Source organism: Algibacter miyuki, assembly GCF_030409805.1.
Taxonomy (GTDB): domain Bacteria; phylum Bacteroidota; class Bacteroidia; order Flavobacteriales; family Flavobacteriaceae; genus Algibacter; species Algibacter miyuki.
On record NZ_JAUFQP010000020.1, the window covers coordinates 14,906 to 32,584 of the forward strand.

General features: G+C 33.1%; 21 protein-coding genes and 1 pseudogene. 11 read left to right on the plus strand and 11 right to left on the minus strand.

What is annotated here, in order from left to right; genetic code table 11:
• Positions 1-10: 10 nt before the first annotated feature.
• From proB (QWY92_RS19910) to mazG (QWY92_RS19940), 7 genes are all read right to left on the minus strand, one after another.
• Positions 11-781, minus strand: a complete 771-nt coding sequence (gene proB, locus QWY92_RS19910; protein WP_290270372.1) for a glutamate 5-kinase — start codon at positions 779-781, stop codon at positions 11-13.
• Between the two features lies 1 nt (position 782).
• Positions 783-1,589: a pyrroline-5-carboxylate reductase gene (proC, locus tag QWY92_RS19915; RefSeq protein ID WP_290270374.1), complete on the minus strand. Its 807-nt coding sequence runs from the start codon at positions 1,587-1,589 to the stop codon at positions 783-785.
• Between the two features lie 33 nt (positions 1,590-1,622).
• Complete coding sequence (locus QWY92_RS19920) at positions 1,623-1,814, minus strand: hypothetical protein (RefSeq protein ID WP_290270377.1); 192 nt, start codon at positions 1,812-1,814, stop codon at positions 1,623-1,625.
• 24 nt (positions 1,815-1,838) lie between these two features.
• Positions 1,839-2,150, minus strand: coding sequence for a GNAT family N-acetyltransferase (locus QWY92_RS19925; RefSeq protein ID WP_290274941.1), 312 nt, complete (start codon positions 2,148-2,150; stop codon positions 1,839-1,841).
• 494 nt (positions 2,151-2,644) lie between these two features.
• Entirely contained in the window at positions 2,645-4,108 is a 1,464-nt protein-coding gene (locus QWY92_RS19930; protein ID WP_290274943.1) for an ArnT family glycosyltransferase, read from the minus strand.
• Positions 4,095-5,663, minus strand: a complete 1,569-nt coding sequence (locus tag QWY92_RS19935; RefSeq protein WP_290270386.1) for an NAD(P)/FAD-dependent oxidoreductase — start codon at positions 5,661-5,663, stop codon at positions 4,095-4,097. The genes QWY92_RS19930 and QWY92_RS19935 overlap by 14 nt, the downstream gene beginning before the upstream one ends.
• 21 nt (positions 5,664-5,684) lie before the next feature.
• Positions 5,685-6,470 carry a nucleoside triphosphate pyrophosphohydrolase gene (mazG, locus tag QWY92_RS19940; RefSeq protein ID WP_290270388.1) on the minus strand — a complete coding sequence of 262 codons (786 nt, stop codon included), beginning with the start codon at positions 6,468-6,470 and terminating at the stop codon, positions 5,685-5,687.
• A 451-nt stretch (positions 6,471-6,921) separates the two neighbouring features.
• Between mazG (QWY92_RS19940) and QWY92_RS19945 the strand changes: the two genes are divergently transcribed.
• Positions 6,922-7,605, plus strand: coding sequence for a hypothetical protein (locus QWY92_RS19945; RefSeq protein WP_290274945.1), 684 nt, complete (start codon positions 6,922-6,924; stop codon positions 7,603-7,605).
• 139 nt (positions 7,606-7,744) lie between these two features.
• Here QWY92_RS19945 and QWY92_RS19950 read toward each other — a convergent pair whose 3' ends face one another.
• Complete coding sequence (locus QWY92_RS19950) at positions 7,745-8,338, minus strand: hypothetical protein (protein ID WP_290274948.1); 594 nt, start codon at positions 8,336-8,338, stop codon at positions 7,745-7,747.
• A 451-nt stretch (positions 8,339-8,789) separates the two neighbouring features.
• On the opposite strand from QWY92_RS19950, the gene mazG (QWY92_RS19955) reads away from it, so the two are divergent.
• From mazG (QWY92_RS19955) to QWY92_RS20000, 10 genes are all read left to right on the plus strand, one after another.
• Complete coding sequence (gene mazG / locus QWY92_RS19955; protein ID WP_290270388.1) at positions 8,790-9,575, plus strand: nucleoside triphosphate pyrophosphohydrolase; 786 nt, start codon at positions 8,790-8,792, stop codon at positions 9,573-9,575.
• A 21-nt stretch (positions 9,576-9,596) separates the two neighbouring features.
• The gene (locus QWY92_RS19960) at positions 9,597-10,979 is read left to right on the plus strand and encodes an NAD(P)/FAD-dependent oxidoreductase (RefSeq protein ID WP_290274950.1); all 1,383 of its coding nucleotides are present in this window, start codon (positions 9,597-9,599) and stop codon (positions 10,977-10,979) included.
• Complete coding sequence (locus QWY92_RS19965; RefSeq protein WP_290274952.1) at positions 10,925-11,164, plus strand: hypothetical protein; 240 nt, start codon at positions 10,925-10,927, stop codon at positions 11,162-11,164. The genes QWY92_RS19960 and QWY92_RS19965 overlap by 55 nt, the downstream gene beginning before the upstream one ends.
• Positions 11,151-12,251: a glycosyltransferase family 39 protein gene (locus QWY92_RS19970; RefSeq protein WP_290274953.1), complete on the plus strand. Its 1,101-nt coding sequence runs from the start codon at positions 11,151-11,153 to the stop codon at positions 12,249-12,251. The genes QWY92_RS19965 and QWY92_RS19970 overlap by 14 nt, the downstream gene beginning before the upstream one ends.
• Before the next feature lie 110 nt (positions 12,252-12,361).
• Positions 12,362-12,613 (plus strand): hypothetical protein, encoded by a 252-nt coding sequence (locus QWY92_RS19975; protein WP_290274954.1) that lies wholly within the window; start codon positions 12,362-12,364, stop codon positions 12,611-12,613.
• A 368-nt stretch (positions 12,614-12,981) separates the two neighbouring features.
• Entirely contained in the window at positions 12,982-13,419 is a 438-nt protein-coding gene (locus QWY92_RS19980; protein ID WP_290270379.1) for a GNAT family N-acetyltransferase, read from the plus strand.
• Positions 13,420-13,443: 24 nt separating this feature from the next.
• Positions 13,444-13,635: a hypothetical protein gene (locus QWY92_RS19985; protein WP_290270377.1), complete on the plus strand. Its 192-nt coding sequence runs from the start codon at positions 13,444-13,446 to the stop codon at positions 13,633-13,635.
• A gap of 33 nt (positions 13,636-13,668) precedes the next feature.
• Positions 13,669-14,475, plus strand: coding sequence for a pyrroline-5-carboxylate reductase (gene proC, locus QWY92_RS19990; protein WP_290270374.1), 807 nt, complete (start codon positions 13,669-13,671; stop codon positions 14,473-14,475).
• Position 14,476: 1 nt separating this feature from the next.
• Positions 14,477-15,247, plus strand: a complete 771-nt coding sequence (proB, locus tag QWY92_RS19995) for a glutamate 5-kinase (protein ID WP_290270372.1) — start codon at positions 14,477-14,479, stop codon at positions 15,245-15,247.
• Between the two features lie 12 nt (positions 15,248-15,259).
• Positions 15,260-16,459 (plus strand): glutamate-5-semialdehyde dehydrogenase, encoded by a 1,200-nt coding sequence (locus tag QWY92_RS20000; protein WP_290270370.1) that lies wholly within the window; start codon positions 15,260-15,262, stop codon positions 16,457-16,459.
• Positions 16,460-16,578: 119 nt separating this feature from the next.
• On the opposite strand, the gene QWY92_RS20005 is transcribed toward QWY92_RS20000, so the two are convergent.
• From QWY92_RS20005 to QWY92_RS20010, 3 genes and pseudogenes are all read right to left on the minus strand, one after another.
• The gene (locus QWY92_RS20005; RefSeq protein WP_290274955.1) at positions 16,579-16,863 is read right to left on the minus strand and encodes a hypothetical protein; all 285 of its coding nucleotides are present in this window, start codon (positions 16,861-16,863) and stop codon (positions 16,579-16,581) included.
• Between the two features lie 120 nt (positions 16,864-16,983).
• A pseudogene (locus QWY92_RS20815) lies at positions 16,984-17,031 on the minus strand (hypothetical protein); the annotation flags it as partial.
• The coding region (locus QWY92_RS20010) for a DUF349 domain-containing protein (RefSeq protein ID WP_290274957.1) at positions 17,031-17,679 on the minus strand (649 nt) is incomplete at its 5' end. The gene QWY92_RS20010 and the pseudogene QWY92_RS20815, both read right to left, overlap by 1 nt.

The following is a 17,679-nucleotide window of genomic DNA, read 5'->3' on the forward strand; positions in this document are numbered from 1 at the left end:
TCTCTTTTTTTTAAAGTGACACTTTTGTGCCTACAGCTTTTCCATCTATAATATCGATAATGGTGTTATCACTTTTTCCATTAGCAATATAAGTTGGAATGTTGTTGGCAGCAGTTTGTTGGGCATAATCTAATTTAGAACCCATTCCGCCACGGCCTTCTCCTTCACCTTTATTATTGTCCTGAATGTATTTATCGAGATCGTCTCCCGGGTCTACATTTTTAATTAAATCACTACTTGCAGATTCTGGATGCCCTGTATAAAGCCCATCTATATCGGTTAAAATAATAAGTTTATCTGCATTGATTAGCTGTGCGATTAAACTCGCTAACTCATCATTATCGGAAAACATAGACATGGTTACCGATACAGCATCATCTTCATTAGCTATAGGAATAACGCCTTCTGAAAGTAAACCTTCGCAACAGTTAATCATGTTTTGTCTGTGAACTCCTGGGCTAAAATCCCGTTTTGTAGGTAGTACTTGCGCACATTTCATTCCATAATCATGAAAAATATCATAATAAAGACGCATCATTCTTGGTTGCCCAATGGATGAATAGACTTGGCGTCGTACTGTTTTATCTTTGATTTTAGATTTTCCTAAAACCTCTTTTCCTGCAATAGCTGAACCTGAAGACACTAATATCGTCATGATATCACGTTCATAAAGTTCTGCTATCTGTTTTACTAATCGTCTTAAAACTGGTCTTACAATTCTATTATCTTTGTTGGTCATTACATTTGTACCAACCTTAATAACTATTCTTTGTTTGTGCATTTTAGTTTTCTTTACCTAACTCTACTGCACGACTAAATGCAGCAAAAGCGGCTTCTTTAATTAATTCGTTTACATTATTATCTTCCATAGAATCTAACGCAGCTCTTGTGGTACCTCCTTTAGAAGCTACTTTATCCATCCAAGATGCTGGCGATAAATTAGACTGATTAAAAAGTTCTACAGCGCCAATAAAAGTTTGACTTACCAAAACCGTAGAATCGTTCTTTGAAAACCCCATTTGTAAGGCAGCCTCCATCATACTTTGCATAAAATAGAAAACATAAGCTGGACCACTACCTGAAATACCGGTAGATGCATCAATTAGATTTTCGTTTGATACACGAATGGATTTTCCTGTGGTGTCCAATAAACTTTCTACCGTTAACATTTCAATTCTAGACACCTCTGGAGAGGTTACATAAGATGTTAAGCCTCTACCTATTTGTGCTGGCAAATTAGGCATAGCACGAACTACTTTTTGCAATCCAGTAATACTTGTGATGGTTTCAATAGTGACACCAGCCATTATTGAAATAATAACTTGTTGTGGTTTTACCAATGACTTGATCGCTTTAAAAACGCCCTCGGCATGGTATGGTTTAACGGCGACAAATATAATATCGGCCTGTGGCACGCAGTCTTCTAATTCCTTGAAGGCGTCAAAATGAGCTATTTGGTTTAGTTCTTCCAATTTCTCTTCAGACTTATCCAAAACCATGATGTTTTTCTTTTTAAGTAGTCTTGATTTCGACATACCTTCGGCATACGTTAGCCCCATGTTTCCGGCTCCAATTACTAGTACTTTCATTTATTATATTTTTTTATTAATGTTTAATTATTTTTATACAAAAAGCATACAATCTTTATCATCCTTGATCTCGCCGTAATACGTTTCTCTATATTTATGAAGCGTTTTTATAGGCAACCCGAACAAATATTTTTTGATATAAATAACTTTCGAGGTTAATTCTCCCATTTTTACAGTGTGTATTTTTTCATAAGTTGTATTTCGTTTTACTTGTATAATTTTCATATATTTTGTTTTTACTAAAATGGATTATCGTACCAATCGCATTTCTATATTTCTTGACTTAAACCCTTGTTTTTCAAATAATGCTATAACAGGGTTATCTTTATTAACGTGTATAGCGATATCGCCATCACAATATTTTATGGTATGTGCTATTAACTTCTGTGCAATCCCTTTACCTCTATATTCGGTTTTAACAGCCATATATACCAATATGTTTTCTGCTAAATACTCGTTCATACCTGTTCTGTTGACAACTATGGCTCCTAAAATATCATGTTCATTTTCCATCACAAAAACGTAACCGCCAAGGCCTGCAACTTCTTTTGCTGCATACATAATCGATTTCTGATTGCACTTTTGGTGTCAGTAAATTCACCTGAATGCTCATGTAAAAATCTTGAAATTCGTGATATATCATTAATTGATAACCTCGAAAAGGCATCAAAAGTTGTAATAGTCATTAAATGATATTATTTGTGATTACACCTAATTTTAGGTAAATTGAAAAATGCATAAACGCAAAAATTTATTCACTTATAAACTAATAAGTAAATAATTAACGTTTAAAAATTGGGTAAGAAAATTGGTTGGGCGCTAAACTGCAGGAGGGATGAATTTCTCCGACTGATTTCTAAAAACTAGAAAGTTGAAGTTAAAGATTCTGATATTTCTTTTCTCATGTATGCCTTTTACCATGGTGCAAATATAAGAAAAACAAGCCCTAATGGCAAATTATCCATGTTAAGATAATCAGAAATAAAAAAACCAAGCTATTAAATCAGGCTTATTTTGGCATTAAAAAACGCGACTCAACACCTTTAAAACCGAGCTTAATTACGTTTAAAAATTTGATAATAACTTTCCTCTTTATATAAAGTATAATTATTTTGAATAAACGCAATAACATCTGTACTGTACTTCGTGTTTTCTAAAGCAGGCAAAGTTTCTTTTAAAAGAAACACTGGGGGTTTCTCTTTTAACTCACGACTTAGAACTTGATTGCTTTGCTCACTATTTATAAAAATAGAATGAAAATACTGACTAGAAGAACGTCTTTTAGAAAAATAGAGCGCTTTAATCAATATCTGATCATTGCTTAAAACATAGATGTAATCTGATTCTTTTGTTTCACTTTCAAGCCACGCCCCTAATGTTCTTGACGGCTCTACATCTCCCTTTACAAAAGCACTTGCTATATTTTTGAATTGAAGGTATGGAAAAAACAAAACGACAAGAACCGCAATGTACACATGGTCTTTATAATTAAAATACTTTTTCTTTTCTACAAAACTGGCGATTCCTATTGCTGAAAGTATAACTATAGGCGCAAAAATTTGTTTTATTTGATGCCCATAATAATAGCCAGATGCGTTAACCCCGATAAAATCGAAGGCCAACCATATTAAAATACCGACAATATATTTATTTTTCAACTCAATATACTGCAGTTTAAACAAGTACAGGAACAGATAAAACAGAATAAAACGAGAGCTTATAAAAACTCTGAAAAAATTAAGCATGCGTGTTTTTAAATCTGGAGCAGCACTTCCCGAATCTAACAAAATATACCAAGCACCGCTTAGGTAATCTTGGACTGAAACCCCGTAAAAGGACATCACCAAAAACAAACTAGCCACACCAATAACAATACCTATAATAAAGTATAACGTTCCCAACACACGCTTAGAAACACCTTTATCTTCTGATAAATTAATAAAATAAAACAGAAAAAAGGCTGCTGAAGTGGTTATTGCTATTTGTTTAAATGAAATGGCCAACCCCAAAAAAACACCAGCCATAAAAACTCTAGTGTTTAACGTATATTTTGAGTTTTCTTGTATTAAAATATAAAATGAAATAATACTAAAAAACACCATAAACGTTTCCGTTTGCGCTAAAGAGAACCCGTCCATAACACGCCAACACGAGGTTAATGTAAATAAACACATTGCGATAATTCCGGCAAATTCACTGTGCAACCGTTTACATATTTTATACAAATAGTATGATGAAAAAATTACTGCAAGCGCCCCAATAAACCGTTCTATGATAAAATTTCCGGTAGTAAAATATTCTGATATTGCATATAAAATCAAAATACCAGGTGTTTTATTTTCTACAGTACCTAAATAAGGAACTAGCCCGTTTACCGTCCAAGCTCTTCCAATATAGCCCCACAAGGCTTCATCATAAGCAATATAAGGATGGAGCACTAAAACAAGAAGCACCAAACATAAAAAAGCACCTATAAATAAGGGATTAAAACATAAATAAGTCCAACTACTTTTCTTCATGATATTCATCCTCAAGGTTAATATTCCAAATATTATCTTTTGTTTTTACACCATTAATAATATTGTTTACAGCTGTAATTGCGGTTAACATAGAATGATCTTGATTGTTATATTTATGCATCCCGTTACGTCCAATTAAAAAGAGATTTTCAATCCCATTGGTAAAGCTTTTTATACTATCAAATTTGGAGTACGTTCCAAAATAAGCTGGATACGCTTTTGGCACTTTTATTATCGTGCTATCCACAACATCTTCGGAGTTTATAATATTGATACGATCTAGTTCCTCAATGGCAAACCGAATAAATTCATCATTATCTTTAATCCATAAATCGTCACCTTCGTCACAAAAATATTCCAGACCCAACCATGTTTTATTATCGTCGGCAACTAGATAAGGCGACCAATTATTAAACACCTGCAGACGTCCGATTTTAACTTCTTTCTCTTGAATATAAATCCAATTATCTCTAACCTCTCCTTCACTTTTGTTCAATTTAAATTTATCAAGAAGTAAGCCTACCGTAATAAAATCACGATATTTCAAACCTTCTGCAACATCTAAAATTTCCGAAGACACATCGGCTTTCATACTTCTTATTAAATGCTTTACAGGCATGGTCGAAAAAAAGTAATCACCTTTGATTTCTTTAACTGTTCCTGTGATTTTATCAGAATAACTAACGTAATCTATGGTATTATTTGCTGTTTTTATTTGATTGACTTCTGCATTAAAAATAACATCTCCGCCTGCTTTTTTTATAATATCCGTTACGGTTTCCCACATTTGACCTGGGCCCAATTTTGGATACATAAATTGTTCAATAAGGCTGGTGTCTATATTTTTTTGTTCAATCGATTTATTTTTAATGAAAATCGATTTTATAATATGAAGAATTGTTCGCGACATCGATAGTTTTTTGATACGCTGTGCTCCCCAATCGGCATCAATTTCGGAACATGGTACACCCCAAACTTTTTCTGTATAATCTTTAAAAAACGTTTGATAAAGTTCTTTCCCAAAACGACTAATAAAAAATTCTTCAAGTGTTGTTATATTTTTTATGGGGAATAGTCTCACTAAAACATAAGTCCATCCAATTTTAACAATTTTCAAAAAACCTAATGATGACAACGTATTCCAGTTGATAGCTATTGGGTAATCGAAAAATTTACGTAGAAAGAAAATACGCGATAACCGAGATCGGATAAGCATAACCTTATCTACCTTTTCCGGATCGGGACCTCCCGTAACCAATTTCTCTAGCAGTCTGCTTTTTAGTTTTTCGCTACTTGTATTAATTTCATCGCTAGACAGTGCGCCTTGAACGGGGAGTATATTCTGCCACCATTTCATCACAACTTCCGATTTTGAAAAAAACCGATGACCGCCAATATCTATTCTATTGCCTTTATAAACTTCGGTTCTGGAAATCCCCCCTATTTTATCGGACATTTCTAAAACAATAGGTTTTATATCTGTACGCGTAATAAGTTCGTATGCCGCCGTTAATCCTGCGGGACCAGCACCTATAATTATAGCATATTTCTGCATCAATTATTTTTTAATTAGCTCTTAAGATTGACGAAAATACAACTTTGCTTCTTCCCAAAAGACATCCATTTCTGCCAAAGTCATATCTTTTAACGGTTTATTTAAGTCTTTCGCCTTTTCTTCAAGATACTGAAAGCGTTTTGTAAACTTTTTATTGGTGCGTTCCAATGCATTCTCAGGATTAATATTTTTAAAACGCGCGTAATTTACTAATGAAAATAAAACATCACCAAACTCGCTTTCCATGGCGTCTTGGTCGTTGGCTTCAACTTCAGCTTTAAACTCACTTAACTCCTCCTCTACTTTTTCCCAAACTTGATTTGGTGCTTCCCAATCGAAACCTACACCTGTTACTTTTTCTTGAATCCTACCTGCTTTTACAAGTGCTGGCAAACTTTTTGGAACACCTTCTAAAACACTAGATTTGCCTTCTTTAAGTTTTAAGTTTTCCCAATTTCGTTTTACATCTTCTTCATTTTCTACTTTTACATCGCTGTAAATATGCGGATGTCTATGTATTAATTTTTCGCAAATAGAATTACAGACATCAGCAATATCGAAATCCTTGGTTTCACTTCCTATTTTTGAATAAAAGACAATATGCAACAACACGTCTCCCAATTCCTTTTTAACTTCTTCTAAATCATTATCTAGAATAGCATCTCCTAATTCGTAGGTTTCCTCTATCGTTAAATGACGAAGCGTTTCCATGGTTTGCTTTTTGTCCCACGGACACTGCTCACGCAATTCATCCATTATAGTTAATAATCTATCGAATGCTTTTAATTGATTTGCTCTAGAATTCATTGAAAAATTAAAATTGAGGTTCTTTTTGGTAAAAATACTGTTTCTCAATTTATCTTTGCTCGAAATACTGCTATAACCAAGAACTATTAATATAAAAATTGCTTTAATCCAATATTATATTGCATACAATTATGCTCCTTAAAAAATAAATTCGATAAGAGGTAAACACTTATTATTTAATTAAAAAAACTATAGCAAACTCCAACACCATAATACCTTTATTTTCTAAAAAGTCTTCGTATAGTTGATAAAAGCTTAGACCAAAGCATAATCTTTCCTACACGATACCGCTTTCCCCGCTACTTAAAAAACTAATTTTATAATTAAAAATATTAAACGAAACATCTTACTTGTAATCTAATGACTACTAACTATTTGTGTTTTGTCTGTTTATTATTACTTTTAACCTAATAGACTCCCTAAGTCAACTATTAACCTAAAACAATTCACCATGTTCAAATTTTTTATTTTACTACTTTTAATTCTATTCTCAATTCTATCAACAGCACAAGTAGGAATTGGCACAACAAACCCACAAGCCACTTTAGACGTAAATGGCACACTCAAAATAGACAATACGTTACAAGAAACAGAACTAGGAGTCATAAAAGATTCTATTTTGGTTATCTCTAGATCTGGAATAATTAATACCCTTCCGGCAACAGAAATTTTAAAAGCAGCATTGCCCACCACTGTAAAAGCTTCTTTTTCTACTGGAGGCTCAAAAACATTAGCAATTGCACTTGGAGGAAAGTCTAAACTAACATTTAATAGTGAAGAAATAGACAGTAATGATGAATTTGATTTAACCACAAATACATTTACCGCTAAACAAGATGGCATTTATATTGTTAGTGCACAAATAAAAATTGGATCAGCCATATCTGCCAGTACAAACTTTGGATTAGGCATTGAAAAAAACGGAACGTTAATTACGGAAGAAAACTATCTCAGTGTAAGCGTTCTATCTACAAGTGTGTCTTCACCTTATAGAAGACTTTCAACCGCTGTAGAGTTAGTGAAAGATGACACAATTACATTTATAGTAACCACCGGATTATTAAGCGTAGACGTTTTGGGAGATAAAAAAAGACAGTTTTTGCTCTATTTATCAAATAAGATAATTCCATATTAAATCTATAAAAAAGCGATTAAATTCAATGAATTTAATCGCTTTTTTATAGATTTAATATGGAATTATCTTATTTGATAAATAGAGCAAAAACTGTCTTTTTTATCTCCCAAAACGTCTACGCTTAATAATCCGGTGGTTACTATAATGTAATTGTGTCATCTTTCACTAACTCTACAGCGGTTGAAAGTCTTCTATAAGGTGAAGACACACTTGTAGATAGAACGCTTACACTGAGATAGTTTTCTTCCGTAATTAACGTTCCGTTTTTTTCAATGCCTAATCCAAAGTTTGTACTGGCAGATATGGCTGATCCAATTTTTATTTGTGCACTAACAATATAAATGCCATCTTGTTTAGCGGTAAATGTATTTGTGGTTAAATCAAATTCATCATTACTGTCTATTTCTTCACTATTAAATGTTAGTTTAGACTTTCCTCCAAGTGCAATTGCTAATGTTTTTGAGCCTCCAGTAGAAAAAGAAGCTTTTACAGTGGTGGGCAATGCTGCTTTTAAAATTTCTGTTGCCGGAAGGGTATTAATTATTCCAGATCTAGAGATAACCAAAATAGAATCTTTTATGACTCCTAGTTCTGTTTCTTGTAACGTATTGTCTATTTTGAGTGTGCCATTTACGTCTAAAGTGGCTTGTGGGTTTGTTGTGCCAATTCCTACTTGTGCTGTTGATAGAATTGAGAATAGAATTAAAAGTAGTAAAATAAAAAATTTGAACATGGTGAATTGTTTTAGGTTAATAGTTGACTTAGGGAGTCTATTAGGTTAAAAGTAATAATAAACAGACAAAACACAAATAGTTAGTAGTCATTAGATTACAAGTAAGATGTTTCGTTTAATATTTTTAATTATAAAATTAGTTTTTTAAGTAGCGGGGAAAGCGGTATCGTGTAGGAAAGATTATGCTTTGGTCTAAGCTTTTATCAACTATACGAAGACTTTTTAGAAAATAAAGGTATTATGGTGTTGGAGTTTGCTATAGTTTTTTTAATTAAATAATAAGTGTTTACCTCTTATCGAATTTATTTTTTAAGGAGCATAATTGTATGCAATATAATATTGGATTAAAGCAATTTTTATATTAATAGTTCTTGGTTATAGCAGTATTTCGAGCAAAGATAAATTGAGAAACAGTATTTTTACCAAAAAGAACCTCAATTTTAATTTTTCAATGAATTCTAGAGCAAATCAATTAAAAGCATTCGATAGATTATTAACTATAATGGATGAATTGCGTGAGCAGTGTCCGTGGGACAAAAAGCAAACCATGGAAACGCTTCGTCATTTAACGATAGAGGAAACCTACGAATTAGGAGATGCTATTCTAGATAATGATTTAGAAGAAGTTAAAAAGGAATTGGGAGACGTGTTGTTGCATATTGTCTTTTATTCAAAAATAGGAAGTGAAACCAAGGATTTCGATATTGCTGATGTCTGTAATTCTATTTGCGAAAAATTAATACATAGACATCCGCATATTTACAGCGATGTAAAAGTAGAAAATGAAGAAGATGTAAAACGAAATTGGGAAAACTTAAAACTTAAAGAAGGCAAATCTAGTGTTTTAGAAGGTGTTCCAAAAAGTTTGCCAGCACTTGTAAAAGCAGGTAGGATTCAAGAAAAAGTAACAGGTGTAGGTTTCGATTGGGAAGCACCAAATCAAGTTTGGGAAAAAGTAGAGGAGGAGTTAAGTGAGTTTAAAGCTGAAGTTGAAGCCAACGACCAAGACGCCATGGAAAGCGAGTTTGGTGATGTTTTATTTTCATTAGTAAATTACGCGCGTTTTAAAAATATTAATCCTGAGAATGCATTGGAACGCACCAATAAAAAGTTTACAAAACGCTTTCAGTATCTTGAAGAAAAGGCGAAAGACTTAAATAAACCGTTAAAAGATATGACTTTGGCAGAAATGGATGTCTTTTGGGAAGAAGCAAAGTTGTATTTTCGTCAATCTTAAGAGCTAATTAAAAAATAATTGATGCAGAAATATGCTATAATTATAGGTGCTGGTCCCGCAGGATTAACGGCGGCATACGAACTTATTACGCGTACAGATATAAAACCTATTGTTTTAGAAATGTCCGATAAAATAGGGGGGATTTCCAGAACCGAAGTTTATAAAGGCAATAGAATAGATATTGGCGGTCATCGGTTTTTTTCAAAATCGGAAGTTGTGATGAAATGGTGGCAGAATATACTCCCCGTTCAAGGCGCACTGTCTAGCGATGAAATTAATACAAGTAGCGAAAAACTAAAAAGCAGACTGCTAGAGAAATTGGTTACGGGAGGTCCCGATCCGGAAAAGGTAGATAAGGTTATGCTTATCCGATCTCGGTTATCGCGTATTTTCTTTCTACGTAAATTTTTCGATTACCCAATAGCTATCAACTGGAATACGTTGTCATCATTAGGTTTTTTGAAAATTGTTAAAATTGGATGGACTTATGTTTTAGTGAGACTATTCCCCATAAAAAATATAACAACACTTGAAGAATTTTTTATTAGTCGTTTTGGGAAAGAACTTTATCAAACGTTTTTTAAAGATTATACAGAAAAAGTTTGGGGTGTACCATGTTCCGAAATTGATGCCGATTGGGGAGCACAGCGTATCAAAAAACTATCGATGTCGCGAACAATTCTTCATATTATAAAATCGATTTTCATTAAAAATAAATCGATTGAACAAAAAAATATAGACACCAGCCTTATTGAACAATTTATGTATCCAAAATTGGGCCCAGGTCAAATGTGGGAAACCGTAACGGATATTATAAAAAAAGCAGGCGGAGATGTTATTTTTAATGCAGAAGTCAATCAAATAAAAACAGCAAATAATACCATAGATTACGTTAGTTATTCTGATAAAATCACAGGAACAGTTAAAGAAATCAAAGGTGATTACTTTTTTTCGACCATGCCTGTAAAGCATTTAATAAGAAGTATGAAAGCCGATGTGTCTTCGGAAATTTTAGATGTTGCAGAAGGTTTGAAATATCGTGATTTTATTACGGTAGGCTTACTTCTTGATAAATTTAAATTGAACAAAAGTGAAGGAGAGGTTAGAGATAATTGGATTTATATTCAAGAGAAAGAAGTTAAAATCGGACGTCTGCAGGTGTTTAATAATTGGTCGCCTTATCTAGTTGCCGACGATAATAAAACATGGTTGGGTCTGGAATATTTTTGTGACGAAGGTGACGATTTATGGATTAAAGATAATGATGAATTTATTCGGTTTGCCATTGAGGAACTAGATCGTATCAATATTATAAACTCCGAAGATGTTGTGGATAGCACGATAATAAAGTGCCAAAAGCGTATCCAGCTTATTTTGGAACGTACTCCAAATTTGATAGTATAAAAAGCTTTACCAATGGGATTGAAAATCTCTTTTTAATTGGACGTAACGGGATGCATAAATATAACAATCAAGATCATTCTATGTTAACCGCAATTACAGCTGTAAACAATATTATTAATGGTGTAAAAACAAAAGATAATATTTGGAATATTAACCTTGAGGATGAATATCATGAAGAAAAGTAGTTGGACTTATTTATGTTTTAATCCCTTATTTATAGGTGCTTTTTTATGTTTGGTGCTTCTTGTTTTAGTGCTCCATCCTTATATTGCTTATGATGAAGCCTTGTGGGGCTATATTGGAAGAGCTTGGACGGTAAACGGGCTAGTTCCTTATTTAGGTACTGTAGAAAATAAAACACCTGGTATTTTGATTTTATATGCAATATCAGAATATTTTACTACCGGAAATTTTATCATAGAACGGTTTATTGGGGCGCTTGCAGTAATTTTTTCATCATACTATTTGTATAAAATATGTAAACGGTTGCACAGTGAATTTGCCGGAATTATCGCAATGTGTTTATTTACATTAACCTCGTGTTGGCGTGTTATGGACGGGTTCTCTTTAGCGCAAACGGAAACGTTTATGGTGTTTTTTAGTATTATTTCATTTTATATTTTAATACAAGAAAACTCAAAATATACGTTAAACACTAGAGTTTTTATGGCTGGTGTTTTTTTGGGGTTGGCCATTTCATTTAAACAAATAGCAATAACCACTTCAGCAGCCTTTTTTCTGTTTTATTTTATTAATTTATCAGAAGATAAAGGTGTTTCTAAGCGTGTGTTGGGAACGTTATACTTTATTATAGGTATTGTTATTGGTGTGGCTAGTTTGTTTTTGGTGATGTCCTTTTACGGGGTTTCAGTCCAAGATTACCTAAGCGGTGCTTGGTATATTTTGTTAGATTCGGGAAGTGCTGCTCCAGATTTAAAAACACGCATGCTTAATTTTTTCAGAGTTTTTATAAGCTCTCGTTTTATTCTGTTTTATCTGTTCCTGTACTTGTTTAAACTGCAGTATATTGAGTTGAAAAATAAATATATTGTCGGTATTTTAATATGGTTGGCCTTCGATTTTATCGGGGTTAACGCATCTGGCTATTATTATGGGCATCAAATAAAACAAATTTTTGCGCCTATAGTTATACTTTCAGCAATAGGAATCGCCAGTTTTGTAGAAAAGAAAAAGTATTTTAATTATAAAGACCATGTGTACATTGCGGTTCTTGTCGTTTTGTTTTTCCATACCTTCAATTCAAAAATATAGCAAGTGCTTTTGTAAAGGGAGATGTAGAGCCGTCAAGAACATTAGGGGCGTGGCTTGAAAGTGAAACAAAAGAATCAGATTACATCTATGTTTTAAGCAATGATCAGATATTGATTAAAGCGCTCTATTTTTCTAAAAGACGTTCTTCTAGTCAGTATTTTCATTCTATTTTTATAAATAGTGAGCAAAGCAATCAAGTTCTAAGTCGTGAGTTAAAAGAGAAACCCCCAGTGTTTCTTTTAAAAGAAACTTTGCCTGCTTTAGAAAACACGAAGTACAGTACAGATGTTATTGCGTTTATTCAAAATAATTATACTTTATATAAAGAGGAAAGTTATTATCAAATTTTTAAACGTAATTAAGCTCGGTTTTAAAGGTGTTGAGTCGCGTTTTTAATGCCAAAATAAGCCTGATTTAATAGCTTGGTTTTTTTATTTCTGATTATCTTAACATGGATAATTTGCCATTAGGGCTTGTTTTTCTTATATTTGCACCATGGTAAAAGGCATACATGAGAAAAGAAATATCAGAATCTTTAACTTCAACTTTCTAGTTTTTAGAAATCAGTCGGAGAAATTCATCCCTCCTGCAGTTTAGCGCCCAACCAATTTTCTTACCCAATTTTTAAACGTTAATTATTTACTTATTAGTTTATAAGTGAATAAATTTTTGCGTTTATGCATTTTTCAATTTACCTAAAATTAGGTGTAATCACAAATAATATCATTTAATGACTATTACAACTTTTGATGCCTTTTCGAGGTTATCAATTAATGATATATCACGAATTTCAAGATTTTTACATGAGCATTCAGGTGAATTTACTGACACCAAAAGTGCAATCAGAAAATCGATTATGTATGCAGCAAAAGAAGTTGCAGGCCTTGGCGGTTACGTTTTTGTGATGGAAAATGAACATGATATTTTAGGAGCCATAGTTGTCAACAGAACAGGTATGAACGAGTATTTAGCAGAAAACATATTGGTATATATGGCTGTTAAAACCGAATATAGAGGTAAAGGGATTGCACAGAAGTTAATAGCACATACCATAAAATATTGTGATGGCGATATCGCTATACACGTTAATAAAGATAACCCTGTTATAGCATTATTTGAAAAACAAGGGTTTAAGTCAAGAAATATAGAAATGCGATTGGTACGATAATCCATTTTAGTAAAAACAAAATATATGAAAATTATACAAGTAAAACGAAATACAACTTATGAAAAAATACACACTGTAAAAATGGGAGAATTAACCTCGAAAGTTATTTATATCAAAAAATATTTGTTCGGGTTGCCTATAAAAACGCTTCATAAATATAGAGAAACGTATTACGGCGAGATCAAGGATGATAAAGATTGTATGCTTTTTGTATAAAAATAATTAAACATTAATAAAAAAATATAATAAATGAAAGTACTAGTAATTGGAGCCGGAAACATGGGGCTAACGTATGCCGAAGGTATGTCGAAATCAAGACTACTTAAAAAGAAAAACATCATGGTTTTGGATAAGTCTGAAGAGAAATTGGAAGAACTAAACCAAATAGCTCATTTTGACGCCTTCAAGGAATTAGAAGACTGCGTGCCACAGGCCGATATTATATTTGTCGCCGTTAAACCATACCATGCCGAGGGCGTTTTTAAAGCGATCAAGTCATTGGTAAAACCACAACAAGTTATTATTTCAATAATGGCTGGTGTCACTATTGAAACCATCACAAGTATTACTGGATTGCAAAAAGTAGTTCGTGCTATGCCTAATTTGCCAGCACAAATAGGTAGAGGCTTAACATCTTATGTAACCTCTCCAGAGGTGTCTAGAATTGAAATGTTAACGGTAGAAAGTTTATTGGACACCACAGGAAAATCCATTCGTGTATCAAACGAAAATCTAATTGATGCATCTACCGGTATTTCAGGTAGTGGTCCAGCTTATGTTTTCTATTTTATGCAAAGTATGATGGAGGCTGCCTTACAAATGGGGTTTTCAAAGAACGATTCTACGGTTTTGGTAAGTCAAACTTTTATTGGCGCTGTAGAACTTTTTAATCAGTCTAATTTATCGCCAGCATCTTGGATGGATAAAGTAGCTTCTAAAGGAGGTACCACAAGAGCTGCGTTAGATTCTATGGAAGATAATAATGTAAACGAATTAATTAAAGAAGCCGCTTTTGCTGCATTTAGTCGTGCAGTAGAGTTAGGTAAAGAAAACTAAAATGCACAAACAAAGAATAGTTATTAAGGTTGGTACAAATGTAATGACCAACAAAGATAATAGAATTGTAAGACCAGTTTTAAGACGATTAGTAAAACAGATAGCAGAACTTTATGAACGTGATATCATGACGATATTAGTGTCTTCAGGTTCAGCTATTGCAGGAAAAGAGGTTTTAGGAAAATCTAAAATCAAAGATAAAACAGTACGACGCCAAGTCTATTCATCCATTGGGCAACCAAGAATGATGCGTCTTTATTATGATATTTTTCATGATTATGGAATGAAATGTGCGCAAGTACTACCTACAAAACGGGATTTTAGCCCAGGAGTTCACAGACAAAACATGATTAACTGTTGCGAAGGTTTACTTTCAGAAGGCGTTATTCCTATAGCTAATGAAGATGATGCTGTATCGGTAACCATGTCTATGTTTTCCGATAATGATGAGTTAGCGAGTTTAATCGCACAGCTAATCAATGCAGATAAACTTATTATTTTAACCGATATAGATGGGCTTTATACAGGGCATCCAGAATCTGCAAGTAGTGATTTAATTAAAAATGTAGACCCGGGAGACGATCTCGATAAATACATTCAGGACAATAATAAAGGTGAAGGAGAAGGCCGTGGCGGAATGGGTTCTAAATTAGATTATGCCCAACAAACTGCTGCCAACAACATTCCAACTTATATTGCTAATGGAAAAAGTGATAACACCATTATCGATATTATAGATGGAAAAGCTGTAGGCACAAAAGTGTCACTTTAAAAAAAAGAGAAAATGGAATTATTATCAGAAAAAATAAAAAATAGCGTATTAAAAAGTATGGAGGTTCTTTTAAAGGAACATCAAGATGCTTTACTAAATGCGAATAAAAAAGATATAGAGGCTTTTAATCAAGAAGATCAAGCCATGTACGATCGCCTAATTTTGAATAAAGATAAGGTTGATGGTATGATTACGGCAATACAAGTGGTTCGCGCACAAGAGGATCCTGTGAATAAAATAATCAGTAGAAAAGAGTTTGATAATGGTTTAGATGTTATTAATAAAACAGCGCCGTTTGGAACTATTATGATTATTTACGAATCTAGACCAGACGTAACCGTAGAAGCTACAGTACTTGCTTTTAAAGCCAATAACAAAATACTGCTTAAAGGCGGTAAAGAAGCCGTACACAGTAATACAGCCATTGTAAAACTTTGGCACATGGCATTAGAAGAACATGATTTGAGCACCGATTATATTCAAATGTTGACCATGAATAGAACGGAAACTCAGGAGTTTTTAAGAAACCCTACCGAGCAACTCGATTTAATTGTACCTCGAGGTGGCGAGCAACTTATTAAGTTTGTAAACGAGCATGCTAAGTGTGCTGTTTTAGTAAGCGGACGCGGTAATAACTTTTTATATGTGGATGAAGCTGCCGATTGGAAACAAACTATTGAAGTCATTTTAAATGCTAAAACTCAGAAAATATCGGCTTGTAATGCTTTAGATAAAATTTTAGTGAGTAAAAAATTGCCTGATTATGCAGGTAGAATTTTAAATTTAAATGAAATTTTAAAGGATAGCGGCGTAGAGGTTTTAGTTGATGAAGAAACAAAAAACATTTTAACTAATGAAGAACTTATAACCGATAATTCGATTTGGTATCAAGAATTTTTAGAAATGAAATGCTGTATTGGTACAGTAAATTCTGTTTTTGAAGCTATTGATAAAATAAACGAATATTCTGGTGGACATTCGGCTACAGTGATGACGACAAACACTGATATTGCTAAAAAATTCATGGAACAGGTAGATTGTGCTGTGGTGTATCAAAATGCATCAACGCGTTTTACCGATGGCGGACAAATTGGTGTAGGTGCAGAGCTTGCTATTAGTACCGATAAGTTGCACCACCGTGGACCATTAGGTTTAAAAGAATTGGTAACCAATAAATATTATGTTTTTGGTGATGGACAGGTTCGTGTTTAGAAACCAACATTTAATTTAAGGTAAGTCCTAAAATATATAAAACAAAAAACTCCGATGGTATAAGCCAATCGGAGTTTTTTTTATGGAGTTACGTTTATAAAAAACGGAATCAAAAAATGTTAATACATGTTTTTGATTTTTACTAGTTTCGTTTTTAAAAGTTCTAAAGATGATCTGTGAGCTTTTATATTATTATGAACGTCTTTTACAAGCGGATTATCCTCATCAACATTAGTAAAAAACTGTAAATTGTTTTCTAATTGATTAATTTGTGCTTTAACTTCATCCATTTTTTTACGGATAAAAGAGCGTTCGTTATCTAAGTTTCTAGTGTCACCATCGGCAGATGTTAGGCTATCTAGCTTATTTTCATACTTAATCATTTCAATTTCATTTTTATCCATTTTTAAATTGGATAATAAATCGTCAATGGTTTTCTGAAACTTATCTTCAATATAGCGTTTGTCGTTTGGTACACGTCCTAAATCTTTCCAGGTGTTAATATGCGCTTTAATTACTGCAATATCGGCATCTTTATCATCTGTAGGTTCAACCGCTTTAAGCGTTTCGATTAGCGCTGCTTTTTGTTGAAAGCCTCTACATGTTCTTGGCTTACCGCGTTACGTTTAGCGTGTATTTTATCAAAATAATGGTTACAAGCGCCTTTAAATTGTTTCCAAATTTTGTCGCTATCTTTTCTTGGTACATGACCAATTTTTTTCCACTCGTTCTGAATTTTTTTCATCAACGGTGTGGTTACAGCGGTATCTTCACTATCCTTATTGTCTTCGGCTATTTTTATTAAATCAAGCTTCTTTTGTAAGTTTGTATATTGCTCCTTTTTTAGATCTTTATAATAAGCGTTTTTGTTTCTGTTGAAAGTTCTAACGCCATCTTTAAACTTGGCCCAAGTTTCCTCGTTAACTTTCAATGGCACTTTTCCTGCTTTGAAAAATAGGTTGCGTAATTCTTCAATATATTTTATACGCTTTTGCCATTCGCTATGCGAACCACCTGTTTTTTGAGCAATATTATTTATTTGAGCAATAATTTCAAGTTTGGTTTCTAAGTTAACCTCGTAAACTTTATCAATTTCTTTGTAATAAACTTGGCGTTTATCATTAATTATTTTAGTGGCTGCTTTAAAACGGTCCCATATAACTTCACGATGTTCTTTGCCTACTGGTCCAAGTTCTTCCTTCCACATTTTGTGCAATTCT